Origin of the sequence: Paraburkholderia sp. BR10954 (assembly GCF_040965775.1) — a bacterium.
GTDB classification, from domain to species: Bacteria; Pseudomonadota; Gammaproteobacteria; order Burkholderiales; family Burkholderiaceae; genus Paraburkholderia; species Paraburkholderia youngii.
This window is the reverse complement of sequence record NZ_JBFRCK010000002.1, coordinates 455,754-482,617: the sequence shown is the minus strand read 5'-3', so window position 1 is coordinate 482,617 and position 26,864 is coordinate 455,754. Positions and strand designations below refer to the sequence as shown.

The 26,864-nt window shown below is 64.9% G+C and carries 22 protein-coding genes; 8 read left to right on the top strand and 14 right to left on the bottom strand.

Going from position 1 to position 26,864, the window contains the following annotated elements; translation table 11 throughout:
• Positions 1-197 precede the first annotated feature (197 nt).
• The gene (locus tag AB4Y34_RS04910) at positions 198-2,348 is read right to left on the bottom strand and encodes an acyltransferase family protein (protein WP_368715400.1); all 2,151 of its coding nucleotides are present in this window, start codon (positions 2,346-2,348) and stop codon (positions 198-200) included.
• A gap of 119 nt (positions 2,349-2,467) precedes the next feature.
• Here AB4Y34_RS04910 and AB4Y34_RS04905 point away from each other — a divergent pair, with 119 nt between their 5' ends.
• Positions 2,468-3,751, top strand: coding sequence for an O-antigen ligase family protein (locus AB4Y34_RS04905; protein WP_368715399.1), 1,284 nt, complete (start codon positions 2,468-2,470; stop codon positions 3,749-3,751).
• A 60-nt stretch (positions 3,752-3,811) separates the two neighbouring features.
• Here the strand turns inward: AB4Y34_RS04905 and AB4Y34_RS04900 are convergent, their stop codons facing one another.
• Positions 3,812-4,627 (bottom strand): hypothetical protein, encoded by an 816-nt coding sequence (locus tag AB4Y34_RS04900; RefSeq protein WP_368715398.1) that lies wholly within the window; start codon positions 4,625-4,627, stop codon positions 3,812-3,814.
• 319 nt (positions 4,628-4,946) lie between these two features.
• Between AB4Y34_RS04900 and AB4Y34_RS04895 the strand changes: the two genes are divergently transcribed.
• The gene (locus AB4Y34_RS04895) at positions 4,947-5,564 is read left to right on the top strand and encodes a hypothetical protein (protein WP_368715397.1); all 618 of its coding nucleotides are present in this window, start codon (positions 4,947-4,949) and stop codon (positions 5,562-5,564) included.
• 346 nt (positions 5,565-5,910) lie between these two features.
• Here AB4Y34_RS04895 and AB4Y34_RS04890 read toward each other — a convergent pair whose 3' ends face one another.
• Positions 5,911-6,843: a hypothetical protein gene (locus AB4Y34_RS04890; protein ID WP_368715396.1), complete on the bottom strand. Its 933-nt coding sequence runs from the start codon at positions 6,841-6,843 to the stop codon at positions 5,911-5,913.
• 46 nt (positions 6,844-6,889) lie between these two features.
• Between AB4Y34_RS04890 and AB4Y34_RS04885 the strand changes: the two genes are divergently transcribed.
• Positions 6,890-7,459: a hypothetical protein gene (locus tag AB4Y34_RS04885; RefSeq protein ID WP_368715395.1), complete on the top strand. Its 570-nt coding sequence runs from the start codon at positions 6,890-6,892 to the stop codon at positions 7,457-7,459.
• Positions 7,460-7,562: 103 nt separating this feature from the next.
• Here the strand turns inward: AB4Y34_RS04885 and AB4Y34_RS04880 are convergent, their stop codons facing one another.
• The 5 genes from AB4Y34_RS04880 to AB4Y34_RS04860 all read right to left on the bottom strand — a co-directional run bounded on the left by AB4Y34_RS04880 (position 7,563) and on the right by AB4Y34_RS04860 (position 15,164).
• The gene (locus AB4Y34_RS04880; protein WP_368715394.1) at positions 7,563-9,806 is read right to left on the bottom strand and encodes a polysaccharide biosynthesis tyrosine autokinase; all 2,244 of its coding nucleotides are present in this window, start codon (positions 9,804-9,806) and stop codon (positions 7,563-7,565) included.
• 49 nt (positions 9,807-9,855) lie between these two features.
• Positions 9,856-10,998 carry a polysaccharide biosynthesis/export family protein gene (locus AB4Y34_RS04875; protein WP_368587666.1) on the bottom strand — a complete coding sequence of 381 codons (1,143 nt, stop codon included), beginning with the start codon at positions 10,996-10,998 and terminating at the stop codon, positions 9,856-9,858.
• A gap of 39 nt (positions 10,999-11,037) precedes the next feature.
• Entirely contained in the window at positions 11,038-12,423 is a 1,386-nt protein-coding gene (locus AB4Y34_RS04870) for an undecaprenyl-phosphate glucose phosphotransferase (RefSeq protein ID WP_368715393.1), read from the bottom strand.
• Between the two features lie 53 nt (positions 12,424-12,476).
• A complete protein-coding gene (locus AB4Y34_RS04865) occupies positions 12,477-14,078 on the bottom strand; it encodes a sugar phosphate nucleotidyltransferase (RefSeq protein ID WP_368715392.1) in 1,602 nt (533 codons plus the stop codon).
• A 90-nt stretch (positions 14,079-14,168) separates the two neighbouring features.
• Complete coding sequence (locus tag AB4Y34_RS04860) at positions 14,169-15,164, bottom strand: GlxA family transcriptional regulator (RefSeq protein WP_368715431.1); 996 nt, start codon at positions 15,162-15,164, stop codon at positions 14,169-14,171.
• 879 nt (positions 15,165-16,043) lie between these two features.
• On the opposite strand from AB4Y34_RS04860, the gene AB4Y34_RS04855 reads away from it, so the two are divergent.
• On the top strand, positions 16,044-16,193 hold the full coding sequence (locus AB4Y34_RS04855) for a hypothetical protein (protein ID WP_176122562.1): 150 nt from the start codon (positions 16,044-16,046) through the stop codon (positions 16,191-16,193).
• Here the strand turns inward: AB4Y34_RS04855 and AB4Y34_RS04850 are convergent, their stop codons facing one another.
• From AB4Y34_RS04850 to AB4Y34_RS04835, 4 genes are all read right to left on the bottom strand, one after another.
• The gene (locus tag AB4Y34_RS04850) at positions 16,194-17,699 is read right to left on the bottom strand and encodes an MFS transporter (RefSeq protein ID WP_368715391.1); all 1,506 of its coding nucleotides are present in this window, start codon (positions 17,697-17,699) and stop codon (positions 16,194-16,196) included.
• 85 nt (positions 17,700-17,784) lie between these two features.
• Entirely contained in the window at positions 17,785-19,032 is a 1,248-nt protein-coding gene (locus AB4Y34_RS04845; RefSeq protein WP_368715390.1) for a CaiB/BaiF CoA transferase family protein, read from the bottom strand.
• The gene (locus AB4Y34_RS04840) at positions 19,029-20,045 is read right to left on the bottom strand and encodes a hydroxymethylglutaryl-CoA lyase (RefSeq protein WP_368715389.1); all 1,017 of its coding nucleotides are present in this window, start codon (positions 20,043-20,045) and stop codon (positions 19,029-19,031) included. The genes AB4Y34_RS04845 and AB4Y34_RS04840 overlap by 4 nt, the downstream gene beginning before the upstream one ends.
• Positions 20,046-20,322: 277 nt before the next feature.
• The gene (locus tag AB4Y34_RS04835) at positions 20,323-21,216 is read right to left on the bottom strand and encodes a LysR family transcriptional regulator (RefSeq protein ID WP_176109422.1); all 894 of its coding nucleotides are present in this window, start codon (positions 21,214-21,216) and stop codon (positions 20,323-20,325) included.
• A gap of 213 nt (positions 21,217-21,429) precedes the next feature.
• Here AB4Y34_RS04835 and AB4Y34_RS04830 point away from each other — a divergent pair, with 213 nt between their 5' ends.
• Positions 21,430-22,071 (top strand): LysE family translocator, encoded by a 642-nt coding sequence (locus tag AB4Y34_RS04830; RefSeq protein WP_176122557.1) that lies wholly within the window; start codon positions 21,430-21,432, stop codon positions 22,069-22,071.
• A gap of 255 nt (positions 22,072-22,326) precedes the next feature.
• Positions 22,327-23,115 (top strand): sulfite exporter TauE/SafE family protein, encoded by a 789-nt coding sequence (locus AB4Y34_RS04825; protein ID WP_368715388.1) that lies wholly within the window; start codon positions 22,327-22,329, stop codon positions 23,113-23,115.
• 45 nt (positions 23,116-23,160) lie between these two features.
• Here the strand turns inward: AB4Y34_RS04825 and AB4Y34_RS04820 are convergent, their stop codons facing one another.
• A complete protein-coding gene (locus AB4Y34_RS04820) occupies positions 23,161-23,409 on the bottom strand; it encodes a hypothetical protein (RefSeq protein WP_368715387.1) in 249 nt (82 codons plus the stop codon).
• A gap of 264 nt (positions 23,410-23,673) precedes the next feature.
• Positions 23,674-24,012: a BON domain-containing protein gene (locus AB4Y34_RS04815; protein ID WP_176122554.1), complete on the bottom strand. Its 339-nt coding sequence runs from the start codon at positions 24,010-24,012 to the stop codon at positions 23,674-23,676.
• A gap of 555 nt (positions 24,013-24,567) precedes the next feature.
• Between AB4Y34_RS04815 and AB4Y34_RS04810 the strand changes: the two genes are divergently transcribed.
• Together AB4Y34_RS04810 and AB4Y34_RS04805 are read left to right on the top strand one after the other, a co-directional pair.
• Positions 24,568-25,971 (top strand): TAXI family TRAP transporter solute-binding subunit, encoded by a 1,404-nt coding sequence (locus AB4Y34_RS04810; protein ID WP_368715386.1) that lies wholly within the window; start codon positions 24,568-24,570, stop codon positions 25,969-25,971.
• A 161-nt stretch (positions 25,972-26,132) separates the two neighbouring features.
• Positions 26,133-26,792 carry a 2-hydroxychromene-2-carboxylate isomerase gene (locus AB4Y34_RS04805; RefSeq protein ID WP_368715385.1) on the top strand — a complete coding sequence of 220 codons (660 nt, stop codon included), beginning with the start codon at positions 26,133-26,135 and terminating at the stop codon, positions 26,790-26,792.
• Positions 26,793-26,864: the final 72 nt, after the last annotated feature.

Here is a 26,864-nt window from a genome sequence, read left to right as displayed (position 1 = left end):
CTGAACTGCGAACTCGCTGGTCTCGACGAACTGCTGCGATGGGTCGTGGCTGACCGACTGCACATCGACGCCAGTTGAGCCCCAGGGCGGTTCTTCAATCGTTCAACGCTAAGACGCGCGACAAGAGCGGTTGGGATCCAGCGCTGACTTTTGATCCGGTATACAAAGGTCCAGAGATGAACCCCGCGAACACGAGTTTAGCCTGGCTGATTGCGCTGCACTGAGACGACTGGCACGGAATTCCCAGATTGCCTATGGGCCTCCGCCTCTATTTCATCGCGCGCCCGAGTAATTGCTGTTTTCATCAATGGCTGCACATACGCCAGGCCGGCCTTGTTCAAATGGTCAGTGTCCATAAAAAGTGCACGGTTTCCCTTCACGCTGTAGCAGAAGTCATCCGAACAAAGCGATTTAAACGGTTCGACTACGGTCCCATTTCCGACCTTCAATGCGGGACCGACAATTCTCTCGACCTTGTCGATCAGTTCGGTTTGCGAAGCACGCGGAACAGTCAGCTCATCGATTGCGCGCCCTGCCTGAAACTGCGCACGGGCCCATAGGTGGGGAACATCTCCTTGAGGGTCCGGGACTGCGCCGAAGATGACCATGCGCCCGCCCCGCGTTGCCAGAATCTCAGCGATCTTCTTGAGCACACGCCCTTCGTAGTCAGCGTTGTAGCGCTTCCAGTCTCCGGCGACGATCACGAGAGAAATGGATGGCGTACGGTCGAAGTATTTGAACGTGAAGTTCGCATAGTTCTCGCATCCCGGGAATATTTCTGCACCGGAGCCCTTGAAAGTCGGTCCTATGAAGGGCGGGCATCCTCCCTCTGAGGCCACAATTCCAGGAACGCCCAAATCGCTCAAGATTGACGAGACGGTGGGCTGCAAGCCGCTGGCAAAGGAGTCACCCCAAAGCATTACTATGGGCGGCCGCGTATCACCCGCGTCACCGAGCCGGCAAAAGTCGCCAGGCGACCGCTTGGTTCCATCGGCTTGGCGCATGCACTGGGCCGCGAGGGGGTTCGGCTGTTCCCGGGCGGCAACGGCTTGCTGAAGGTACGCAGGCAACCTTTGGGGCCAACCCTGGTTCCACGAGAGAACGCCTGAGAAAATGAAGCCTGCCGCGATTGTTGTCACCAACGCGACCGCAAGGTGCGAATTCCGCGCCCGTCGACGTGTAGGCTGCTCTACGAATTGAAACGACATCCAGCCAACAGCAACAGTTGCGACGAGGAGCAGAACGATCTGGAGCGGGGACGGGTCGACACCGGTACGTTCGCGAAATGCTACCAGCAACGGCCAATGCCATAGGTACACGGAATACGAAATGCGGCCGACGAACTGGAAAGGAGTCGTGCCCAGAATTTGCGCGACATAGCCTCGCTTTGCGTAGATGATCAGCATCGTCCCCATCACGGGAAACATGGCCCGCCACCCCGGATAGGGCATCGCGGAATCGAGACCTACAATACTGGCTGTCAGCAAGATTGCCCCGAGGCTGGCAAGCGTGTTCGCGTGAGCAATGCGAAGGTTTCGAGAGCCGTAAATGGACACCATCGAGCCTGCCATGAATTCCCACGCACGACTCCAGAGCAGGTAGAACGAGGCCGGCTGATTGATAGTCGTGTGCACAAGACACCACCCCAGCGACGCCATACCCAAAGCCGAGAAAAGTGCGAAACCGACTTTCCGCGCGAACTGCCCGAATCTCGGCCAAAAGACACTGCAAAGCAGTGCGAAGACGAGATAAAACTGGGACTCGACTGACAGCGACCATGTATGCAGCACGATGTTCTGTCTGGCGTCCGGTGCAAAGTAGCCGGCATTGTCGACAAATGCATAATTTGAGCGGAGCACCAATGCCGACGTGGCATCGCGGACGATCCGCTTATAGTCCCCCGGCAGATAGGAATACGTCGCCCAGAGGACGCAGGCTGCCAAAACCGCACAAAGGGCTGGAAAGATTCGGCGCAGTCGGTTCGAGAGAAACCTGACGACTGAATAGCGACCGAATTCGAGATCCCGGCGCGCAATACCCGTTAACAGGTAGCCGGAAATAACGAAAAAAATATCAACCCCTATGAATCCGCCGCCAAATGCAGGCACGCCGAAGTGGTAAAGGACAACCGACAGTACAGCGATGGCTCGCAGGCCATTTATATCTTCTCTGAATTCCACAATCTCTAGGGCCCCGATACGCTGACCCCAGATCGAAAGGACTCTCGCCGGGGTTGCGTATTTTTTACTTAATTGTTGAGTATTTTGAGACTGATCATCTCGCTGCGGCGAAGTCACCGGACATAATTGAGCATGATGCGGTGCATTATCCCACAATCCGGAAATCATCTGACACTACGAAGCAGGCATGGTTATAATCGCCCGCCGCACACGATTTCGAACGAGCGCTGAGCTCCGCGACCAATACCGCGCATAACAGTAGCCGATTAGCAAGGAATGCTCGCCCGATGGTCTTCCCCCCCAGTTTGCTTTGGTTTGTCTCCGCACTTCTATTTTTTGCACCTGCTCTCAACCTCGTTTGGCGGGGTGGTACCGGATATTGCTTCTTCGTGCTCCTGGCGCTAGCGCTTTGCATCACGGTACGCTTCCACCGAGCCGACGGCTTCTTCTCGCCTTTGCACCGATACCGTTGGTACACCGTCGGCATGGTGACCGCCCTTATAGCGATCATCGTCCAACAACCGTTACTTGGGTATTGGATGCCACGGGAATTCGACTCGATCTCGCGCTTCGCGCTAGCGCTGCCGGTGTTCCTGCTTTTGCGTCAATTGCCCTCGCGGAATTTGCGAGCGATCGGCTGGGGTTGTGCGGTGGGCGCCATCGTCGTCGGAGGCTGGGCGTTGATCATGCGCTCGCAGGGCGGGTGGACCGACAACAGCCGGCTCGACAACTACTACACGAATGCCATCCCGTTCGGAGATACGGCCCTGTTGCTCGCGTTTCTGTCGATATTTACGCTCGGCTGGGATGGTCCGCGCAATTGGCGCATGCTGATAGTCAAGATGTCGGCGTTTCTGTGCGGTGGCTATGCGTCGTACCTTTCCGGAACCCGTGGCGGATGGCTTGCCATCCCAGTCTTCGTCGTGCTGCTCGGCGCCCAATATCAATGGTTCGCAAACAGAAAGAGCCTGCTCGTATCAACCATCATGATCGTGGTGGTCGCCGGTGCGCTTTGGTCAAACGAGCGCGTCGCGCATCGCATAAAGGATATTGCAACCGACTATGTATTGATGCATCAAGGTAAAGACCACACGTCTGTCGGGATACGTATCCAGTTGTGGCTGGCCTCATACCGATTGTTTATGGAGCACCCGGTGTACGGAGTGGGTAAGGGACACTTGGAGGGTGCACTTGGCGAGCTGGCACAACGGGGTATAGCAGATGCTGGAATCGTCAACGAGCGCGCTCATAGTGACTTCTTCTCGACGCTCGCCGAACAGGGCTCGATCGGCGTACTGTCTCTTATGCTGTTCTACTTCGGCCTGTCAGTCTATTTCTGGCGCAGCCGCCGCGCGGCCGACGCCACCATTCGGGCAGCAGCCTATTCTGGACTGGCCGTCTCGTTCAGCACCATCATATTTGGCCTCACCATCGACGTACTGGTACCGACTATGGTCGCGGTGCTTATTGCATTGCTTAGTGCCACATTTTTGGCCGTAATTGACGCGAGGAAGCGCGAGCTAACGATAGACTCGGGCGACGGAGCGCCATCGGGATGGACACGGATTTAAGGAAGTTGCACCGCTCGTGGCCGACTACGGAATTACCACGTAGGCTGATCGCCCATGCGGCTACCGTGAGTCAGCAAGTTCAAGGTTAAATGAACCAAACCCAGGAAAGTTCAAAGTTAATTGAATCTTCGGTTCAACCTTGGCTGAGCGACCGTCCCGAAGAGCCTCGCAGCGTCGAGACCAGCAGTTCAACCTTGGCTGAACCTCGACAAAACCGTGGGCGGAGGGTTGGCGCGACCGGCGCCGTGCGGGCGCGTCGGCGCAGTCATGCGCGTGAGCTGCGAACCCACGCAAAAACAAATACTTGCGGCGAGATTTAGGGCTTGTCGCCGAACGGCGAAGGGGCGGTATCGCAGACAAACTGCAGTCGCGCACCGTACTCGGTACCGTCGGATCTCCTATTTCCAGGGAAAACCCCGGTCCGATCGAGCATAAGGTCACAGGGCCCGTACGGCCCGCGTCACCGACCGGCTCGTCCGGTTCGACCCACTTCTGCGCAGGTGGGTGCAACGCATTTCCCGCCATCCACTTGAGCCGCTCGCAATCGACCTTGATGCGCGCCGCGAATTCCTTCGGATCCCGCTCGCGTAGTGCGTTCATCTGGCTATTGGTGTCGTCGGCGCGATGCCAGCCCGCGTCCCAGTGCTGATCGAAATCGGTCGCTCCGGTCTGCATCTTTCGGAGCCGCTCCTTATAGGCGCCGATGCGCTCGGGCGGAACGCCGCAAAACGCGTGCGCGAATCTCGCCCGCTCGCCCGCCGTCTCCGCGCTCATGTTGGCGTCGCTCGCGCCGCTCGCGAGCGGCGCGGCGAGCGACTGCATCGACAAACAAAGCGCAGCGCAAAGCGATCGATAGCGATACGATGGATTCTTCATCTTCGACTCCTGACGATCCTTCGTGGCGACCAGGGATTGTCCCGATCTTCAACGCCGCCTCGCCGATTGTGTCCTGATTGCACTGCACGATGGCGTTTTCGCGCGCTATTCGATGCATCGCGCGGCCAAGCCGCGGTGCTACGCTCGTTAAAGCGGCATTTGCGACGTGCCCTTCCGGGAGCCGTGGCACGAGCACCGCAACGCCACGGCTTATCGGCAGGCCGGGACAGAAACACGAGCGCCAGGCATCGACAACAAGCTCGAACACGACACGACATCAAACACAAAAAGGCGAGACATCGCTGCGGGAGTGACTGCGATGGCATTCAAAACATATACCGTACTGACGCTATTGGTGACGAGCACTGCCGCGTTCGCGTGGCGGCCAGTCACCTATCCGATCCGAAGTCAGAGCCCTTACGAGCGCAGCATCGATAACGCGATGTGCTACGCCGAGGCGAACCGCGTGACCGGGGTCAACATGGCCCACGAGTCGCAGATTCCGCCGCGTCATCCGCCGGCGGCCAAAGGTGCGTCGACCGGCGTAGCGTCGAAACCCCCGCTTCCCCCGAGTTCCTTCTCGGCCACGCCGCTGCCGTGGAACGCGAGCGCGCCCGAAGCCGCGAGCGCGCCGCTCGCCGGCGCGCAAGCGCCTGGCGGCGCAGCGTCGGCGAAGCACGTGAACGAAGCCGCGAACGGCGCCAGTGCGCCAGGGGCACCGGCCACCGCGACGGCGAACGCACCGCTGAGCACATCGTCGGCGACACCGGGCGCGAGCGCGGCAGCCGGCGCGTCGGATGGAGCGGGCGCTTCGATGCAGGCCAACGCGGCGTCCAACGTGAAGCTGCCGCCGCTGCCCGCGCCCGAGCCTCCGATGACCCGCTATTGGGCCGCCTACGGCGCGTGCATGCAGGCGCGCGGTTACGTCGTCCAGTAGTTCGGCCGACGCCGCCTGCGAGCGTCGTCGCATTCATTCTTTTTAATGGCGCCGACCTTCGGCGCCAGTGGAGCGACACGGCCATGCCGCGCGACTCGACTTCCGACCAGCCATTTTTCCATCACTGCGCATACTGCGGCGTGCCGCTGCCGGGCCGCTTTTCGCCGTGTCCCGCATGCCATGCGCTGCCGATCGATTCGTTCGATACGGACGACAAGCCCGGCGAGCGCACCGCGCGATCCCGGGCGCTGAGTACATCGCACGCGCAACTCGACCCGCTGCCAGCGGCCGCGGGCTTGCCCGCGGACCGTGCCTCGCGGCGCTCCGCGCAAACGAAGATGAGCCCCTACGAATTGCTCGACGAGGCCACGTTCGAGCCGGGCGGACGTCGACGGCGGCACCCACTTGCGCTAACCGCGGCCGCGCTCGCGACGCTCGGCGCCGTGTATATCGGCTTCGTTCTTCTCGACGACGATGCGACCGTCGACACGCCCGTGACGTTCTTCGGCACAGTGCACCCGGATACGCCTGGGCAAGTCCCTGCGCAGAGCGTTGCGCGGAATGCGGCGCCGGCGCCCGCGTCGATCGTCGCGCAAGCGCCGCGTCCCGTGATCGTCGCGCGGCAGCAACCGGCGAATGTGAGCGCGCCTGTCGCGTCATCGGCGTCGCAGGTCGTGGCGACCGCGCCTGCCGTGGCGCGCTCGTCACCGCCCGTCGTCGCGTCCGCGCCCACCGTAACGCGATCGTCACCGCCGGCCGTGGCGGCCACGCCGAACGTCGCGCCGTCCTCGTCGCCCGTCGTTGCGACCGCGCCCACCTTGGCGCGGTCGTCACCGCCAGTCGTGGCCACCACCTCGACCGTCGCACCATCGTCATCGCCCGTCGTGGCGACCGCGCCAACCGTAGCGCGCTCGGCGCCGACCGCCGCGGCGACCACGCCGACCGTAGCTCGCGCGGCACCGCCCGTCGTCGCGTCCGCGCTAACCGTAACGCGATCGGCACCGCCAGCCGTAGCGACCACGCCGACCGTAGCTCGCGCAGCACCGCCCGTTGTCGCGTCCGCGCTAATCGTAACGCGATCGGCACCGCCAGCCGTGGCGACCACGCCGACCGTAGCTCGCACAGCACCGCCCGTCGTCGCGTCCGCGCTAACCGTAACGCGCTCGGCACCGCCGGCCGTGGCGACCACGCCGACCGTAGCTCGCGCAGCACCGCCCGTCGTGGCGTCCGCGTCTACCGTGACGCGATCGTCACCGCCAGCCGGGGCGACTGCACCCATCCCGGCCCGACCGTCACCGTCAGTCGTTGCGACCACGCCGGCCGTCGTGCCATCGTCTCCACTCATCGTCACGACCGCACCCACCGCAGCGCCAACCACGAAATCGGGCGCGGGCGTCGCCACGACCACGCCGCGCGGTACGGCGGTCGCGTCGATCAACACCAACCACAGCAGCAACACCGACACGTTGGCCGCCCCGCTCACGCTTGCCCACAAACAGCGCGCCGACGCCGAGCGCAATCTGAAAGCCGCGCGCGGCTATCTGCAACGAGGCAATCTGTCGGCGACCAAAGCGCGCCTCGCCGCGGCCATCACCGCGCAGCCCAACAATCGCGACGCGCGCGGCATGCGCGCCCAGGTCAGCACGCTAGAGCAGCAACGGGACGCGTTGCTCAGTCTCGCGCGCGGCTGTAGCAACGTCGGACGTTGGGAGTGCGCGTCGCACAACGCCAACGAAGCGTTGCGGATCGATTCGAGCAGCAAGGACGCGCAGCGCCTCGTCTCGCTCGCGTCGCACGAATCGGCGTGGCAGACCATCCCGCCGTCGGCGTGGCAGACCGTGGAGCCGCCGGCGGAAGAGTCGCACGCATTGCGCGATCTGCTGCGCCACCACTGAGCTAAGGATTGCTAGGGATCTCGCGAGATGGCGGCACGAGCATGCCGCCAATCACGCCTGCCCGCGCGGCGCCCCCCAAAGACGCGCCGCGCGGGCAGCCGTGTCAACCGACGATGCTGTCGTAGCCGTAATAGCCGCCCTGATACCCCGAGCCGAGGAACGCGGCTTCCTGCGGCACGTCGGTGAGCAGCACGCCGCGCAGGCCGACACCACCGTTACGCAAGCGTTTCGCGGTTTCGATGATCTCGTGCAGCGGCTGACGCCCATGCCGCACGACCAGCAGCGACGTCGCCGCGTATTTGCCGATCAGCGTCGAATCGGTCACGGCGAGCACCGGCGGTGTATCGATGATCACGACGTCGTATTGCGGCTTCAGCAGCTCGAGCATCGCCTCGAAGCGTCGGCTCATCAACAGCTCGGCCGGGTGCGAAGGGAGCGTGCCTTTCGCGAGCACGTCGAGGCCTGGCAGCACGTCGCGCTGGATCATCGCGTTGAGATCGCCACCGCACAGCACGTCGGACAGTCCCGGCCGATGACTGACGCCGAAATGCGAATGCACGTCGCCGCGCCGCATGTCACCGTCGATGATCAGCACGCGCTTGTTTGCCGACGCGACCAGCGTCGCCAGATTCACCGACAGAAACGACTTGCCCGCATCGGGCCGCGACCCGGTGATCATCACGACGTTGTTGGCCGCATGATCGAGCGACAACTGCAGCGACGTGCGCAGATTGCGCACGCCCTCCACCGCGAGATCCTCGGGCGCCTGCTGCGCGAGCACATGCTGCCCGCGCTGACGCAATGACACCTTTTCCTGCAGACGCAATTGCGTCTGGCTGCGCGGCACCACCGCGAATACCGGCACGCCGAGCATCCCCTCGAGTTCGTCCGGGCGCTCCACGCCGCCGCGCATCGCGCGCTCCAGGAACACCAGCAGCAAGCCGAGCACGAGGCCGCCGCCGAGCGACATCAAAATCACCAGCATCCGCTTGGGCCGCACCGGATCGTCGGGCGTTTCGGCGAAGTCCACCACGCGCACGCCGCCCACCTGCCCGGCCTGCGCCACCCGCAGCCGCTGCACGCTGTTGAGCAGGTTCGTGTAGAGATCGGTGTTCACGTGCACGTCGCGCTGCAGACGCAACGCGGTCTGCTCGGTGTCGGGCATCGTCGAGACGCTGCGGTTCATCGTGCTCTGCGCGCCCTGCAATGCGGCGATCTGCGCATCGAGCGCGGCGACCGTCGGATGGTTCGGCGTGAACTTCTGCAATAGCTCCGCGCGCTGCTGCTGCAGATCGAGCAGCTTCGTCTTGTTGTCGACGATCTGCTGCAGCAGCAGCTTGCTTTCTTCGCCGAGATCGATAGTGCCATGGGTATTGCGGAACTTGCCGTAGCGTTCTTCCGCATCGTCGAGCGCCTTGCGCGCGGCGGGCAGTTGCTGCTCGAGATACGCGAGCGTGTGATCGGACTCGCTCGAACGGCTCGCCAGATCCTGGCGCACGAACTGGCGCGCCACGTTGTTGACGATCGCCGCGGTCAGCGCCGGGTCGGCGCCTTCGAGGCTCACGCGGATCACGCCGGAGTCCTCGGCCGTCTCCTGCACGACCATCGTCTTCGCCAGACGCTCCACCGTGCCGAGCGTCGAAGCGCGCGTCAGTTCGAAACGCGAGCCCGGCGCCCCGACCAGTGTGTCGACGTGCAGCGTGATCGGCCCGACCGCGGTATCGGTCTGCACGGTCTCGCCGACGCGCCCCGACAGAATCGCGCTGCCGTGAGGATCGCGCAGCATGAAGGTGTTGCCGGCGCCCGCAACCAGCGTGAAGGTCTCGCCGTACAGGTCCTTCGACACGTCGAAGCGCGACACCGCGATGCTCTCGTTGCCCCACGCGAATCCGCGCAGGTTGATGAACGACGGCAGCCGGAACCACCAGTGCCCGTTCACGAGTCCCGCGATCCTGCTGCCGATCACCGGCAGATAACGCGGCTTCGCCGTGATGTCGAGGTGCAGCGCGCGGACCGCTTCCTCGGTGACGAGACGCGACTTCAAAAGCTCGATCTGCGCCGCGGTCGACGGCTTCGAATCGTACGCGCCGGGAAGCGGCGATGCCGCATCCCGGCCGTTCGCATTGACGTTCGCCGCATTCGCCGTCCTGTCCTGAACGTGAAACAGCACGTCCGAACGATAGACCGGCGGCGTGAGGAACGCGTACGCGCTACCGAGCGCGAGCGCGATCAGCGTCACGATGAGGATCGTGCGCCAACCGCGCACGATCGTGCGCACGTAGTCCGACAGATGCAACTGCCCCGGTTCATACACGCCGGCGTAGCGATTTTCGTAATTGATTGCCATGTTTTCACCCAACAAGGCCTGCCGGTTCAGATATCGCGTCACGCCTGCGTTACTTCGACACGACGACTCCCGTCACCGCCGCGTTGATCGCCGGCAACAGCAGGTTCAGCACGCGGTTGAAGCGAACGAGACCGCCCTGGCCGACGTACACGATGTCCTTCGGCTGCAGCTCGAACTGGTTCGCGAGCAGCATCGCCACCGGCGAGGTCGCATCGAGGTGATAGATCTGCGGCGACTCGCTGGTCGAATTGCGGATCACGAACAGTTGCTGCCCCGAGGCCGTGTTCGAGTCGAAGCTGCCGCCGTCGGAGATCGCCTGCGACAGCGTCAGCGAGCCGTTGCGCAGCGGCAGCACCGTGGCCGGCTTGTTGACTTCGCCCATCACGTAGACGCCGCTGTCTTCGCGCGCGTTCACGCGCACGGTATCGCCCGGCTGCAGATAGATTTCCGACGGATTGCGGCCGCGTTTGACGAGGTCGTCGATGTTCAGCCTATAGGTCGTGCCGTTGCGGATCAGATCGACGCGGCTGCGATCCGCGGTCGTGGTGAAGCCGCCGCCCAGACCGATCGCGTTCGTCAGCGACATCGGGACGTCGTTGATCGATTGCGTGCCCGGCGTGCGCACTTCGCCATCGACATACACCGTCGCGTTACGGAACGACGCGACGCGCACCGTTATCTCAGGCTTCTGGTACACCTTGCTCAAACGCTGATTCAATTCGCGCTGGATCTGCGAGACGGTCTTGCCCACGACGTGCAGTGTGCCCGCATACGGAAACTGGATGTCGCCGGTTTCATCGATCAGGAAGCCCGGCATCGCATCGCTAGGGCGCGAATTGCTCGGCGGCTGGCCAAGAGCGGCCGCGAGTTCCGGGTGATCCCACACGACGATCTGCAGCACGTCGCCAGGGCCCAGCTTGTACGGCGCCGGCTTGCCGAACAGCCCCGCCGTCTCCGGCGGCAGTTGGGAAGCCTTCTGATCGGCGCCAATCTTCCTCAGCAGTTCCAGATTGATATCGGTGATCGGAATCTGCTTCTGCTGCGAAGCTTCGGTACTGAATTCGCCACCCGTGTCCTGAATCCCGGCCGGCGTGATCATCCGTTGTCCCGGCACGATCTGGCATCCGGAAAGCAATACTGCTGCACTAGCGAAAACCACAAGACTTCCTGTGCGAAAACCAAGTGAGCTCATGATCTTTACTCCTTCGCCCCGAGGCGTTGTTATGACTTTCTAATAAGCGTTTCGATGCACCAGTCCGGCGACAATCGTCGCGCCGATGATCCGCATATCGAGTGCGAACGACCAGTGACCCAGGTAGTACAGGTCATGTTCGACGCGACGCTCCATCTTCTCGATGCGGTCGGTTTCGCCACGGAAGCCGTTGATCTGCGCCCAGCCCGTGATTCCCGGTTTGATCCGGTAGCGATGGATATAGCCCGCGACCACCTTCTGATAGAGGTCGTCGTGCTCGAGCGCATGGGGACGCGGTCCTACGACCGACATGTCGCCACGCAACACGTTGAAAAATTGCGGCAGCTCGTCGAGGCTCGTGCGGCGCAAAAACGCGCCCACTTTCGTCACGCGCTTGTCGTTGCGCGTCGCCTGGCTCAAGGTGCCCTTCGCTTCGGTATGCACGCGCATCGAGCGGAACTTGTAGATCGTAAACACGCGGCCGTCCGCGCCCTTGCGCTTCTGTTTGAACAGCACCGGTCCGCGCGACGAGAGCTTCACCGCGATCGCGATGCAAACGAGCAGCGGCGCGAGGGCCACGATCGCGGCCGCCGCGAACAGCCGGTCGAAAATTTCCTTCTTCAGCATCGCGTTGGCCGACAGCGGCGAGGCGACCAGATTGATCGCCGGCATGCCGAGCAGATCGACCACGCCGCTGCCTTCGAACAGCGCATGACTGCGCACGTCCGGCATGAAGCGGATATTCACGAGGTCGTCGCGGAACTCGTCGATCAGCGCGCAGATCAGCGGCTCTTCGGACAGCGACAGCATCAGCCATAGCTCGTGCACGTCGTTGCTGCGGATGTAGTCGGCCAGCAGATCGACGCGATCGAACACCGGCACGCGCGGATTCGTCACGCCAGAGTCGTCCGGGCGCGTGTTGTAGACGGCGGTCGCGCGAAAGCCCGCGCTCGGCGCCGACTCGATGCGGCGCAGGATCGCATCGCACTGCGAGCCGCTGCCGACGATCGCGACCTGATGCAGGTTCATGCCCGCGCCGCGCGCCCGCGCGAGCACCGCGTGCGTAATCACCCGATTCGCGATCAGCAGGCCGCCCGTCGTCGCCGTCCAGTACGAGAACCACAGCCGCGACACGATATCGATGCGATGCAGCGAGTACATCAGCACGAGCGCGCAGGCCTGCACGATCAGCCACGCGAGCGACACCTGCCCGGCGAGCCCGAGCTTCGAGCGTCCGCGCCATGATTCATATACCCCGAACGCGGGGAAGATCGCGAGCGCGAACGCAGCCGAAAACATCACCAGCGCCCAGTAGAAACCCGACTGGCCGAGATAGTCGAAGCGAATCCGTGACGCCACGGTCGCGCCCACCAATACCAAAGCGACATCGAAAATCTGCGCGAGCAGATCCTGAAACTTGCGCATTTTCCTTCCCTCGTTCTGCCTTCCTGTACGCAAAAAGGGTGTGCATGGGCTGCCTACGGGCAGCGGCCGTAGTTGTCGTCAAACCGCACGATGTCGTCTTCGCCGAGATAGGTACCCGACTGAATTTCGATGATTTCAAGCGGCACTCTGCCCGGGTTTTCGAGCCGGTGACGCGTGCCGAGCGGAATATAGGTCGATTCGTTTTCGCTGAGCAGGAACTGCTCTTCGCCGCGCGTGACGAGCGCGGTGCCTCGCACGACCACCCAATGCTCGGCGCGGTGATGATGCAGTTGCAATGACAGCTTCGCGCCGGGCGTCACGACGATGCGCTTGACCTGGAAGCGCTCGCCGTGATCGATCGAATCGTAGAAGCCCCAAGGGCGCCGCACCTTGCGATGCGCGTCGGCCTCCGGCGCGTGCTGCGCCTTGATGCGCGACACGAGCCCCTTGACGTCCTGCACATGCGAGCGGTCCACCACGAGCACCGCGTCGGCGGTCTCGACCACGACGACGTTGGCGGTGCCGACGCACGCGACGAGCCGCCCTTCCGAATGCGCATAGCAGGACACCGCGCCTTCGAACGTCACGCGCCCGCGCCCGGCGTTGCCGTTCGGGTCCTTCTCCATCGCGGCCCATACCGCGTCCCACGAGCCGAGGTCGGACCAGCCGGCTTCGAGCGGGATCACGACGCCGGGCGGCATGTCCGCGGCCGGGTTTCGAGCTTGCGTCTCGCTCGGCGCCGCGCCTTGCGTGTCGGCGTTGCTCGCGCTGTCGCCTTCTGCCGGCGGTGGTTCGGTCAGACGCTCCATCACCGCGTAGTCGATCGAATCGGCGGGCACGTCGAGGAACGTGTCGTGCGACGGCCGGAACACGTCGCCGTCCTGCTTGCCGCTCGCGAACGCGCTCGTGCACGGCGCATGCATGTCGGGCCGCAGCGACGCGAGCGTGTCGAGCCACACGCGCGCACGCACGATGAAGATGCCGCTATTCCACCAATAGGTGCCCGCGCTCACGTATTGCCGCGCGATTTCCTCGGCGGGCTTCTCGACGAAACCGTCGATCGCGTGGCCGCCGGCGGCCAATGCCGCGCCGATGCGGATATAGCCGAAGCCGGTGTCGGGACGCGTCGGCGGCACGCCGAGCGTCGCGATCGCGCCCTCGCTCGCGTGGTGCGCCGCGCACGCCAGCGCGCGCTGCAGCGCGGGCACGTCCGCGATCGCGTGATCGGCCGGCATCACGATCAGGATCGCGTCGTCGCCGGCGGCGCACGCGAGCGATGCCGCGAGTGTCAGCGCCGGCGCCGTGTCGCGGCGCGCAGGTTCGACGATCAGACGCGCGTCGACGCCGTTTTCATGCAACTGTTCGGCGATCACGAAGCGATGCTCTTCGCCGCACACGACGATCGGCGATGCGTCGACGCTCCAGCCCGCCGGGAAGCCCTCGAGCCGCCGCGCGGTCGCCTGCAGCAGCGAGTCGGAGCCGACCACGTCGATCAGCTGCTTCGGAAAGCTTTCGCGCGACACCGGCCAAAGCCGCGTGCCCGAGCCGCCCGCGAGAATGACCGGGACGATGCGCGCGCAGCGCGCGCCAGCAACCCCGGCGCTTGCGCCGTTCGGCTCGACGGATGGGGCGCTCACACCTGCCTGCGTCAACATGTCTGGAATCCTCATCGGTCTGCAAGGTACAACGAACAACGGACCGGTCCCCGCCTGCACTGCGCGGTGACCGGGCTGGCTCCGTCGGCGCTACTCGCCCGCCATGCGGCGGCTTTGAATCCTGAACTCGGTCGGCGAAATCCTCATCCGCTTGCGAAACACTTTCGCGAGCCGATCGCCGTTGCCCATCCCGGTTCGACGGGCGATCTTGTCGACCGGCAATTCCGATTCGGTCAACAGGCTGCACGTCACCGCGAGGCGCTCGTGCAACAGGAAACTCGACGGCGTAATACCCATTTCCATCTTGAAGCGGCGCAGAAAGTTGCGCTCGCTCATCGCCGCGAACTGCGCGGCATCCGCAATCGAAATCGCCTCCTGGCAGTTTTCCTGCAGCCAGCGCGCCGCCGCGCGAACCTTGTCGCCGGGACTCATGCCGCCGTCCTCGCCGAGCAGCGGCGCGAGGTTCGTGCACGAGTCCGACAGCAGCCGTTCGGCTGCCGAGCGTGCGGTCGCGTTGCCCAGATCGCGCTTGATCATCGCAAGCGCGCTGCGCATCGATTCCAGCCGGTCGCTCAGTTCGACGGCACCCTGCTCTGCCGAACCCGTACCATTCCTGGCCATAGTTGGCTGGCGCAGGTCGCTCGCATCCTTGTCCTCGGGCAGCGCCGCCGCGTCGAGCACCGCGCGCCCTTCGGCGATGGAGCGGATCATCGCGGTGTTGCGACGCACCCGCCGCAGCCATCCGAGCACACGCTCATCGCGCGCTGCGGACGCCGCGCCCTTGCCGCCCGCCACATAGAGCGCATCGAAGCCGACGTAATGGCGCGCATCGAGTCCGTCGGTCCATACGCGCAACCCCGACGACGAACTCACCATGCCGCCGTCGGCGGATAAAAACGATACGTCGTACAGCCACGCGCCCGAACCGGAAGTGGAGAGTTCGTTGGCAGCCTGGAACACCTCGGCGATAACTCCCGCTCCTTGCAGCGAGCAGTCGTTGAACAACAGAATCGCGATACGACGCACGCCCTTGTTCGGCGCACGCACCCAGCGCAGCATTGCAGACTCGAGACTCGCGCAGGTCATAGTCATCCTCTCGACAGAAAACGATCAACTACACCTTTGACGATCACGCGCAGTGCGAACTCCGCGCAGTGCATCATAGCGACGACCTCCGGCGCTCTGCCGCCATGTCCGAAAGTGCGGACATATTGGCGCTATGACTACATGATCGGCCAGTGCAATTCGGCTCAATACCGAAGCGACCGTCTTTTCAATGGATTAATCATCTATCCGCATATGGTTGAATATGCACTCGTGAAGCTTAAAGCAATTTGAAAAATGAATGCGTACGCCAGCGCACACTGTCGGGCTACTCGAAAAGCGACGCACCTCCGCTTTATTCACCCCCCGGCGCGTATTTTAAAAGCGATTTTTTGCTGGAACTCGCCGACGATGAGTAGAAGGTACCCCACCCTCCCTGGCGAGCCCGGCTTCATCGGCAAGCTCCCCTCACCATCGGCGCAAGCGCCGCGCGACCGCCGATTCCCCCGTCCAATACAAACACTCAACGCGCCAGAAAAGATTATTTAAATCATTTTTATTGACGGCCGGAATATAAACATGGCGATTAACGTTTCAGACTTGAAACATGGATATCGGACAACTTTAGCGTCACTGCAATAGGCGGGCCAATGGCGGAATACATCGGGTGCGACCGGGTGCATTTCCGCCAACCGATTGCGGAAAGGCACTATGAGGTTCTTCGCAAGGATGGTCGCGGACAGCGAACGAAACCCGCTTCCCGGTACGCAACGAAGGTGACAGCCATCCAGAACGCGCCGCGTAATGGCACGTCGCGACGATAGTTCGGCGTCGCCTGACAGGCTTACGGCGGGCAAGCGCACATAGAAATGATGTTGAACGGGCTACGATGCCCCCGACAAACGCGCTGGAACCGCACACATGAACGGCATTTCATGGATCACGCTGATACTTGCCACGATGATCGGCGGATTCCTGTTCGCCATGATCGGCGTCTTGCTGCTAGCGCTGCTGCTCGGCAACGTGTCGGACCGGCTGTCGAGCAACGACGAGACTCGCCAGGACTCCTAGCTACTTCGAAATATCCTCGAGCGCGACATCGCGCGTCTTCGGCCCGAGCGTACCGATCGCGACCATGACGATCGCCATCGCTCCCGAGATGAACACGAACACTCCGTTCACGCCGAAGCGGCCGAGGCAAGCGGCGATCACGAACGCCGAGAACATCGCCGAAATCCGGCTCCACGAATAAACGAAGCCGACCGCGCGCGCGCGGATGCCGGTCGGAAACAGCTCGGCCTGATACGCGTGATAGCTGTACGAAATGATGTTGCCCGCGAGCACGAGGCACACGCCGAGACTCACGAGCAGCACCGTCTCGCGCGCCTGGCTGAACGCGAGTCCGCACACGACGTTGATCGCCGCCATGCAGATGATGACGCTCTTGCGCTCGAAGCGATCGGCGATCAGCAATCCCAGCAACGGACCGAGCGGCGCCGCGATCGCGATGATGCTCGCGTACATCAGACTCGTCGTCACCGTGACGCCCTGCTTGATCAGCAGCGTCGGAATCCAGTTCGCGAAGCCGTAGTAGCCCATCGTCTGGAACACGTGAAAGATGACCAGCATCAGCGTGCGCTTGCGATATGGCGGCACCAGCAGATCGCGAAACGCCGCCCGCGCGCGCACCGGTTCGGGCAGCGCGGGCTCGGGCAACGGCAGGCCGCATTGGCGCTGGTACTCGCGCGCGACGCGTGCTTCGAGACGCGTCATCACCGCGTCGGCTTCTTCGAGGCGGCCCTTTTGCGCGAGCCAGCGCGGGCTCTCCGGCAAACCTCTGCGAATCCACCACACGACGATCGCGCCAATCGCGCCGATCAGCACGACCACGCGCCAACCGTCGAAACCGAACACCCGTTGCGGCACCAGCAGATACGACAGGAACGCGACGATCGGCACCGCGCAGAAGCCGACCGCCTGCGAACACGCCGAAGCTCGCCCGCGAATGTGCTTCGGCACGAGCTCGGAGATATACGTGCCGATCGTGACGATCTCGACGCCGATGCCGATCCCCGCGATAAAGCGCCAGCAGTTCAAGCCGAGCGCCGTGTGCTGGAACGCCATCACGACGTTGGCCGCCGTGTACCACAGCAGCGACCACGTGAAGATTGCGCGGCGGCCGAAGCGGTCGGCGAGAAAGCCGCACGCCGCGGTGCCGATGAACAGGCCCGCGAACAGCGCGGCGATGAAACTCGCGACGCCGCTCGTGCCGAACAGCCCGCGCGTCGTGGCCGTGAGCAGCCCGTTATGCACAAGCCCCGGCGCGATATAGCCGGAGTACATCAGATCGTACAGTTCGAAGAACATGCCGAAGCTCAGCAGCATCACGAGCTGCCAGATCGTGCGGGTCGCGGGCAGCCGGTCGAGCCGCGCGGAAATCCGCGCGCCATCAAGCGCGATCGCGCCGGCGCGGCCCGCCGCTGCCGCACCGGCGCCCGCGTCCGTAGGTGAGCCATCGAGCGCACCGGCCGCTTCGCCGAGCGCAGTGGCGTACATCGCCTGATTCGACGATTTCATCGTCTGTCTCCAGAGTTTTTGGTCTATTGCCCGTTGCAACGGGTGCGGCGCGACACAGCGCTCGTGCAGCCGCTCAGGCAGCCGCTCAGGCAGCCGCGCGCGGCTTCCGCGATTGCACGCCACCGCTCAGCTCCGCGATCCGCGCGTCGTCGAAGCCGAGTTCGCGCAGCACGTCGACGGTGTGCTCGCCGATCTTCGCGATCGGCTGGCGCGGCCCGAGACGCGCACCATCGAGCGAAATCGGCAGCAAGGGCATCGCGGTTTCGCTACCGTCGTCGAGCGTCAACGGCACGAGGCCGCCGCTCGCGTTCAGGTGCGGATCGTCGAACAGTTCTTCGGGCTTCGTGATCGACGCGAACGGAATGTGATTGCGCTCGAACAGCGGCACGAGCGTCGCGCCGTCGAAACGGCTCAGGCTTTCGCCGAGCGTCGGCAGCAGCCAGCCGCGCGCGAGCACGCGGTCGTTGTTGGTCGCGAGGCGCGCATCGGCGAGCAGATCGTCGCGCTCGAGAATCGCGCACAGCGCGCGCCACTGCGCGTCGCCGGTCGCGGCGATGAACATCTGCTCGCCGTGCGCGAGCGTGAACACGTCGTAGACGGCCCAGGCGCTGATGCGCTCGGGCATCGGCGCTGCGGCCACGCCGGTGGCCGCGAACTGCTGCATGTGCTGCGCACTCAGCAGCACGCAGTTCTCGAACAGCGCGCTCTGCACCTCCTTGCCGCGGCCGCTCGCGTGCCGCTCGTGCAGCGCGGCCAGCACGCCGATCGCGCCGAACATGCCGCCCATGATGTCGTTGACCGAGCTGCCCGCGCGCAGCGGACGGCCCACCGGCCCGGTCATGTACGCGAGGCCCGCCATCATCTGCACGACTTCGTCGAGCGCCAGACGATGTTCGTACGGACCACTGAGAAAGCCCTTGTGCGACACGTAGATCAGCTTCGGATTGCGCTCGCGCAGCGTCGCGTAATCGAGGCCGAGACTCGCCATGCGGCCGGGTTTGAAGTTTTCGACGAAGACGTCGGCGCTATCGACCAGTTGCTTCAGCGCGGCGAGACCGGCTTCGCTGTCGAGATCGAGCGCGACGCTCTTCTTGTTGCGATTGAAGGTACGGAAAAATCCCGCGCCGGTGCCGAGCAGCCGGCGTGTGCTGTCGCCACGCGGCGGCTCGACCTTGATCACTTCGGCGCCGAGGTCGCCGAGGATCATGCCGCAGGTCGGGCCCATCACCATATGCGACAACTCGATCACGCGGATGCCTGCGAGCGGCAACGTGCCGGGCTGCGGCGAAGACGTCGAAGACGGAGCTGAGGTAGCGGAGGAAAGCGGAGTCATTGCGGCACCTGCGGAGCGGAAGAGTGGGAGTAACGCAAAGATTCGGAAGGCTCAGCGGATTCGCGCACGGCCGGTTGCCCATGCGCGAACTGCTTCGGCAATCCCGCTCGCGCGAGATAGCCATACAGCGGCTCGCCCGGCAGCGCTTGCGCGAGCACTGCGCGCGAGGCGAGCAGCCGCGTGATGTCGATGCCGGTGTCGTAGCCCATGCTGTCGAGCATGAACACGAGGTCTTCGGTATTGACGTTGCCGGTCGCGCCCGGCGCATGCGGACAGCCGCCGAGACCGGCCAGCGACGCATCGAATTCGCGAATCCCGTGCTGCAGCGCGACCAGCGTGTTGGCAAGACCGAGGCCGCGCGTGTCGTGGAAGTGCAGCGAGCGGAGCCTGTCGCCCGCGACGTCGCGCAGCAGCTCGATCACCTTGCCGACCTGGCGCGGCGTCGCCTCGCCGGTCGTGTCACCGAGCGCGATCACGTCGGCGCCGGCCTGCACCGCGGCGCGCGTGATCGCGGCGATATCCGCGTACGGCACCGCGCCTTGCAGCGTGCAGCCGAACACCGTCGACAAACCGGCGATCAACTCGACGCGGCCCCCACCCGCCGAAGTCGCGCGGTCGATCAGTTCACGCATCGCGGCGAACGCGTCGATCATCTCGGCGGGCGTCTTGCGCACGTTCGCGACGCTATGCGCGACGCTCACCGATATCGGCGCGACGATGCGCTCTACGCCGGCATCGAGCGCGTGCTGCGCGCCCTTCAGGTTCGGCACGAGCGCCGTGACGCTCAGATCGTCATAGCTACGGGCGTGGGCCACTACTGCGGCCGCGTCGGCCATTTGCGGCAGCAGCTTCGCCGGCACGAATGACGCGACTTCCATATGACGCACGCCGGCCGCGTAGGCGGCGTCGATCCAGCGGCGTTTGTCGTCGGTGGACATGATGCGGGCAATGCTTTGCAGACCGTCGCGCAGACCGACTTCGGTCACGACGACGCGCTCGCGGGTGTCATTCATCGGTTTGAATCCTGATCGTGGACGCGGGCTTCGGACGCCCGTTGGACAGAAGTGATGCGCTAACTGGATCACAGCGTGCTCGCGCGCAGACGCGCGGCAAAGTCTGCATTGACGACGCCCGCCATCGCCGCTCGCGATGGCCGCTCAGGCCGATGGGGCGGCCTTTGACGCTCGCCTGGGTGAAATGCTTAAGGGTTTGTCTGGAGAGGTGGCGAACGGCGTCGCCGGGGGAGCTGCCAGGGACTGCCGGTGCGAGAGACCCGGTGCGTCTCCCGTCTTACCTGGCGTCCAACAGATGCTCGAGCAAGCGCGCGGCCGCCAGCGTCAACGCCGCGCGATCGCGCATGCAAATAACGAAGCGCCGCTCGGCCCACGCGTCGCGCAATGGCACGGCGACGATGCCGTACTCGTTGGCGGCATGGCGCGGCAATGCCTCGCGCGGCAGGATCGCGACCGCGAGACCCGCCTGGATGAAGCGATAGGCGGCATCGAACGTCGAGACATAGGTGCGGTAGTTCAACTCGCTGCCTTTCTCCAGCGCGATGCGCTGCATCAGCGCGTTGACCGACGCATTGGAGGCGAGCCCCAGATGATCGAATCCGAGCGTCTGTTCGAAGCCGACCTGCGTCTCGCCCGCGAGCGGATGCGCGCGCGGCACGATCAGCGCCAGATGATCGGCGCGATACGGCAGCGTGTCGAGACTGCCGAGCGGCACCGTGTCGCGACAGATGCCCAGATCGGCGACGCCCTCTTCGAGCCCGCGCACGATGTCCGCGCTGACGCGCTCCTCGACATCGACGCGAATCGCCGGATTCGCCTGCAAAAACGCGGACAACGCCTCGGGCAAGAACTCCACCATCGACGACACGTTCGCCAGCACCCGCACATGGCCGCGCGCGCCGGCCGCGTATTCACTGAGCTCGGCCTGCAAGCGTTCGTGGCCGCGCATGATGAGCCGCGCGTGGCGCAACAGCGCTTCGCCCGCGGCGGTCGCGCGCACGCCGCGCTGGCTGCGCGACAGCAGTGCAACATCGACGAGCGCTTCGAGATCGGCGAGCCGCTTGCTGACCGCCGACGGTGCGATGAACTCGCGCTCGGCGGCGCGCGCGATCGTGCCTTCCTCGCACACGGCGATGAACAAGCGCAGCGTGACCTGATCGATTTGCCACATCGGCGAAGCGGATTTGGGAGTTCGGAGTGGGGAATTATGCCCTGACGACGGCGGGCGCTGACGAGCAGTCACCCAGCCACGCGTTTCGCCTTGCCCGAGCTTGCCCGCGATTTGCGGTCTGGATATGCTGGCGGGTGCATTGGCTACCCGCGGACGACCGGGCCGCGCCTGCACCGCGCACTCCAACCAGAACAACCGCTCGAGAACCTGCTCATGTCCACCACCAGTCTGTTTTTCACCGCCGCCGGCGTCGGCCTCGCGATCGCCGCGCCGGTCGGCCCGATGGGCATGCTGTGCATCCGCCGCACGCTGACGGGCGGCCCGCGCGCGGGACTTGCGATCGGCTTCGGCATCGCGAGCGGCGACGCGGCCTACGGGCTGATCGCCGCGCTCGGCCTCGTCGGCATTTCGCAGTTCATGCTCGCGTACGACCGCCCGCTGCATCTGTTCGCCGGCCTGTTCCTGCTGTATCTCGGCGTGCGCGCGCTGCTGCAGAAGCCGCCCGCTGAAAGCGCCGACGGCAACGGCAACGGCAAGCTCGCGCAGATCGGCCGCGCCGGCGCGCTGCGTGCGTACGCGAGCGCGCTGCTGCTGACGCTGACCAATCCGCAGACCATCATCATGTTCGCGGCGCTGTTCACGACGCTCGCACCGCGCGGCGCGTTCTCGCCGGCCATCGCGCTGACGACGGTCGGCGGCGTGTTCGCCGGCTCGATCGCGTGGTGGTGCTGTCTGGTGACGATCGTGTCGCTCGCGCGTCATGCGATCGGCAGCAGGCTGCGCCACGTGATCGATCGCGTGGTCGGCCTGATGCTCGCGGCGTTCGGCGTCGTCGAAATCCGCCGCGCGCTCTGAGCGGCGCCTCGCACGCGATGCGGCGCACCCGCGCCGTACCCGCCGAATGCGGCCCGCCGCCAGCCGCGACGAACTCCCCCTGAGTAAGTGCCGCACGCGGGCGCGGCAGTTTTGCGACAATAGCGCCTTTCGCCGGTCAGCCGCCGGCCGACGCGGCCGTGCAGCACACCGCACACCGCCGCCGCCAGCCGCCCCGGCGCGTCCGCCGGCCTTGCCGCCCAACCTTTCACCCGCGCTGCGTCAGCTGTCCGTTCAATGGCACTCCCCCACATCAATCTGCTGTACTCCGTCTCCGGCCTGTTCGTCGGCTTTCTGGTCGGGCTGACGGGCGTCGGCGGCGGCTCGCTGATGACGCCGATCCTCGTCCTGCTATTCAACGTGCACCCTGCCACCGCGGTCGGCACCGACCTGCTGTACGCGGCCGCCACCAAGGCGACCGGCACGCTGTTGCACAGCCTGAAGGGCTCGGTCGACTGGCAGATCACGCTGCGCCTCGCGGCCGGCAGCGTGCCCGCGGCCACCATCACGCTGATCCTGTTGCATCGCTACGGGATGGACACGCCGGGCGCGGGCCGGCTGATCCAGGTCGTGCTCGGCGCGGCGCTGCTGGTTACCGCGATCGCGCTGGTGTTCCGTCCGCAGCTTGCGGCGCTCGGCGCGCGCAAGCTGCGCGCGCCGAGCCTGGGGCGCACGCTCGCGCTGACGATGCTGACCGGCGCGATCCTCGGTACGCTGGTGTCGCTGACGTCGGTGGGTGCGGGCGCGATCGGCGTGACGGTGTTGCTGCTGCTGTATCCGCTGCTGCCGACGACACGCATCGTCGGCTCCGACATCGCGCACGCGGTGCCGCTGACCTTGCTCGCGGGCGCCGGACATTGGCTGCTCGGCTCGATCGACTGGTCGATGCTGCTGTCGCTGTTGGTGGGATCGCTGCCCGGCATCGCAATCGGCAGCTATCTGGCGTCGCGCGCGCCGGAAGTACTGCTGCGCAATCTGCTCGCGGCGACGCTGACGCTGGTCGGCGTGCGGCTGGTGTTGTCGTGAGCCGCCCGCTGAAGACGCGTCAAGCGCACACGCCGCGACCGCTGTCTATTTGAAAAACCGGCTGGTCAGATCCACCTCGAACTGCCGGACCCACTGACCGTGGCCGTCGCGATACGACCGTGACCAGTCGACACGCCGCACGGTGACGACGCGTTCGTGCGCCGGCTCACCGGGTGCCGCGCTCGCGCTGATCTCGAAATGCGCGGGCGCGAAACCGTGTCTTGCGCACACCAGTTCGAATGCCGCGCGATCGCCGATCGGCAGATCGATGTAGCGAAACTGCGTGGTTTGCATGAGCTTGGCTCCCCGTTCCCTCTTCGTCACAGTACCCCGCGCGATGCATCGGTAATGTGCCGCAGCGCACGAAGCAGGGACAGCCGCGCCTCGATCAGCACCTGTGCGTTCGGCAAGCCTCATTGCTGCGGTCCCGCAAACCTCGCCCGTCTCGCGCCCAAAACCGGCGGCGAAAAAAAAGCTCCGGCGAAAATGCCGGAGCCTCCGAATCGATTGATAGACCTCGCGACGCGGGCCTTGCGGCGCCGCGCGCACGCGCACCGCTTACTGTTGCTTCGCCGTCAGCTTGTTGGTCACCGACGTCACGCCCTCGACGCCCTTGGCGGCCTCGCCGGCCTTATCGGCCTGGCCCTGGTCCGGCACCGTGCCGGTCAGCGTCACAGCACCGCCACGCGCGCGCACGGCGATGTGCGACACGTCGAGACCCTGGGTCTTGGTCAGCGCGTGGCGCACCTTACGGCCAAGTTCGTGATTCGCTGCCTTGCCGGCCTTGACGGTGGCTGCCGCCGACGCCGTATCTGGAGCGTTCTGGGCGTAGACGCTGCACGCCGCCACCATCGCCACGACCGCACCCAGTGTTTTCAGAAAACCGACCGTTTTCATAGCTCTCTTCTCCTTGGTTTCACATTGGACCGCATCAACAAGCGGCTTCGTTACGACTACGGGCGGCCGTCATCGCGCGAACGCGCGCGTGCGCGACGGCCATCAACGTCTGACACGATGTGCAAGAGGCGAGAGAGGCTGATTACCGGTAATCGGTAACCGGCAAACCGCGAAGTCCGCCGACGTGCCCGGTTCTTGTCCGTCTTGCCGGGATATCGCCGCAAACGTTGGATCGCGGTAGCGATGCACAATTTAATCTAGCCGGCACAGAAGCGCAAAGGGTTTAGCGCGCGGCGTGGCGCACCGACAGCGGCTGCGTCATGCTTGCCGGATAAATACGGACACGCTCCGTGGTCGCGCAAAAATTGCTTGGGCGTCGTGCTGGCGGGCACCCGCGACGCTCACCATTTGTTACGCGTTTGTCGGCGCGACGGGCAGCTACGCGATTCGCGGCCGTGCCAATCTCAGGTACCATCGGCGCGACGCGTGCTGGCGCGCCGCCCAAGCCGCCTGCGCGCATTCGAGCCCGACCGACCGCCGTTTTCAGAAGATCCGATGAAGCCTGACACCGGCCGCAGCCGCCCTACCCGTCTCGTCGCCCGTTTTGTCGCGATCTCGTGGCGCGACCTGGCGGTCTCGTTCGGCCCGCTCGTGCTGCTCGTGATCGTCGCGATCTGGGCCGCCGTGCGGCTGATCCAGCCCGCCCCGCCAAATACGCTGACGATTAGCGCCGGCCCGGTCGGCAGCACTTTCTGGATCGCCGCGCAGAAGTACAAGGCGATCCTCGCGCGCAACCGCATCACGCTCAACGTGCTGGCCTCGCAGGGCTCGCAGGAAAATCTGAAGCGGCTGTTGGACCCCAACGCCAACGTCGATGTCGGCTTTGTGCAGAGCGGCATCGCGCCCGCCGCGGCCGACAAGGACAAAAGCCTGATGTCGCTCGGCAGCGTCGCTTACGTGCCGCTCGCGATCTTCTATCGCGGCGCGCCGGTCGACTGGCTGTCCGGCTTCAAGGGCGAGCGCCTCGCGATCGGCCCCGAGGGCAGCGGCACGCGCGAGCTCGCGCTCGCGCTGCTGAAGGCCAACGGCATCGTGCCGGGCGGCCCGACCCAACTGCTGCCGCTGACGGGCGACGCAGCCGCCGACGCGCTGATCGACGGCACGATCGACGCGACCTTCCTCGCCGGCGACTCGGCGCAGCCGGCCGTGATGGGCAAGCTCTACCGCACGCAGAACGTGCGCTTCTACGATTTCTCGCAGGCCGACGCGTACACGCGTCGCTTTCCGTACCTGACGCAGCTGAAGGTGCCGATGGGCGCGTTCGACCTCGGCAAGAACCTGCCTGCGAACTCGATCAGCATCGTCGCGCCGACCGCCGAGCTGAACGCGCGCGATTCGCTGCATCCGGCGCTGTCGGATCTGCTGATCGAAGCCGCGCGCGAGGTGCACGGCGGCGCGACGACGATGCAGCGCGCCGGTGAATTTCCCGCGCCGCTCGCGCACGACTTCCCGCTGTCCGACGATGCCGCGCGCTACTACAAGTCGGGCAAGAGCTTCCTGTACCGGACGCTGCCGTTCTGGATCGCGAGCCTCGCGGACCGCCTGCTGGTGATCGTCGTGCCCCTGATCGTGCTGCTGGTGCCGGCGCTGCGCGTCGTGCCGGGCTTGTACGCGTGGCGCGTCAAGTCGCGCATCTATCGCTGGTACGGCGCGCTGATCGCGATCGAGCGCAGCGCGCTCAGCGAACACTCGTCGGCCGAACGCGCGTCGCTGATCGAGCGGCTCGACGCGATCGAAGACTCGGTCAACGGCATGAAGATGCCGCTCGCATACGCGGACCAGTTCTACGTGCTGCGCGAGCACATCGGCTTCGTGCGGCGGCGGCTCATGGCAAGCCGCGACACGTCGGGCGGGCTGGACGAAGCCGACGAGCAGGCGGCCGATCAAGTCAAAGGCTGAGCGCGCGCCGGCGACACCGCCTGACCCCGCACCCGCCGCCCTCCACCAGGGGATATCGACCGGTGCAAGCCGGGAGCGCACCGCGTAAGATCGCTACAATTTTGATGAGATAACGGACGCACCCTCCGCTCCGTCCGACCCAGGCAAACCGGGAGACCTTTATGACCGTTGGCATCGACGCCCAACAGCCGCTGTGGTTTTACGATTTCGTCTCGCCGTTCACCTACCTGTTGCTCGAGCAACACGACAAATGGCCCGGCATGGACTTCGCATTCACGCCGGTCGTGCTGAACGATCTGTATCGCCACTGGGGCCAGCGCTCCGCGTACAGCGTGCCCGCCAAGCGCACCTTCATGTACCGGCATGCGCTGTTTCGCGCGGAGCAGCTCGGCATTCCGTACAAGATGCCGCCCGCTCATCCGTTCGATTCGATGAAACCGCTGCTGCTCGCGACCGCCGCGAACGGCGACGTGCAATTCGTGCGCGAGGTTTTCCGCTTCATCTGGCGCGACGGGCGCGACCCGTCGAGCGACGAAGCGTTCGCCGAACTGTGCGAACGCGTCGGCAAGCCGGACGGCCCCGAGCTGATCCAGGACGAAGCGGTGAAGGCGCAACTGCGGCGCAACACCGCCGATGCGATCGACCTCGGCGTCTATGGCGTGCCGACGTTTCGTCTGAACGACCAGCTTTTCTGGGGCGAGGACGCGTTGCCGATGGTGCTGTACTGCGCGCGCACGCCGAACTGGCTCGAATCGCGCGAAGTGAAGCGGATCAGTTCGTTGCCGTGGGGCCTCGCGGACGAGCCGGCACCGGCGCCATAACACGGCGGCGGCAGCGCGCCGCGCCGCGGCTGCGGCTTCCGCCCGAACGAAGCGCCGCCGGCACGCGCCGCG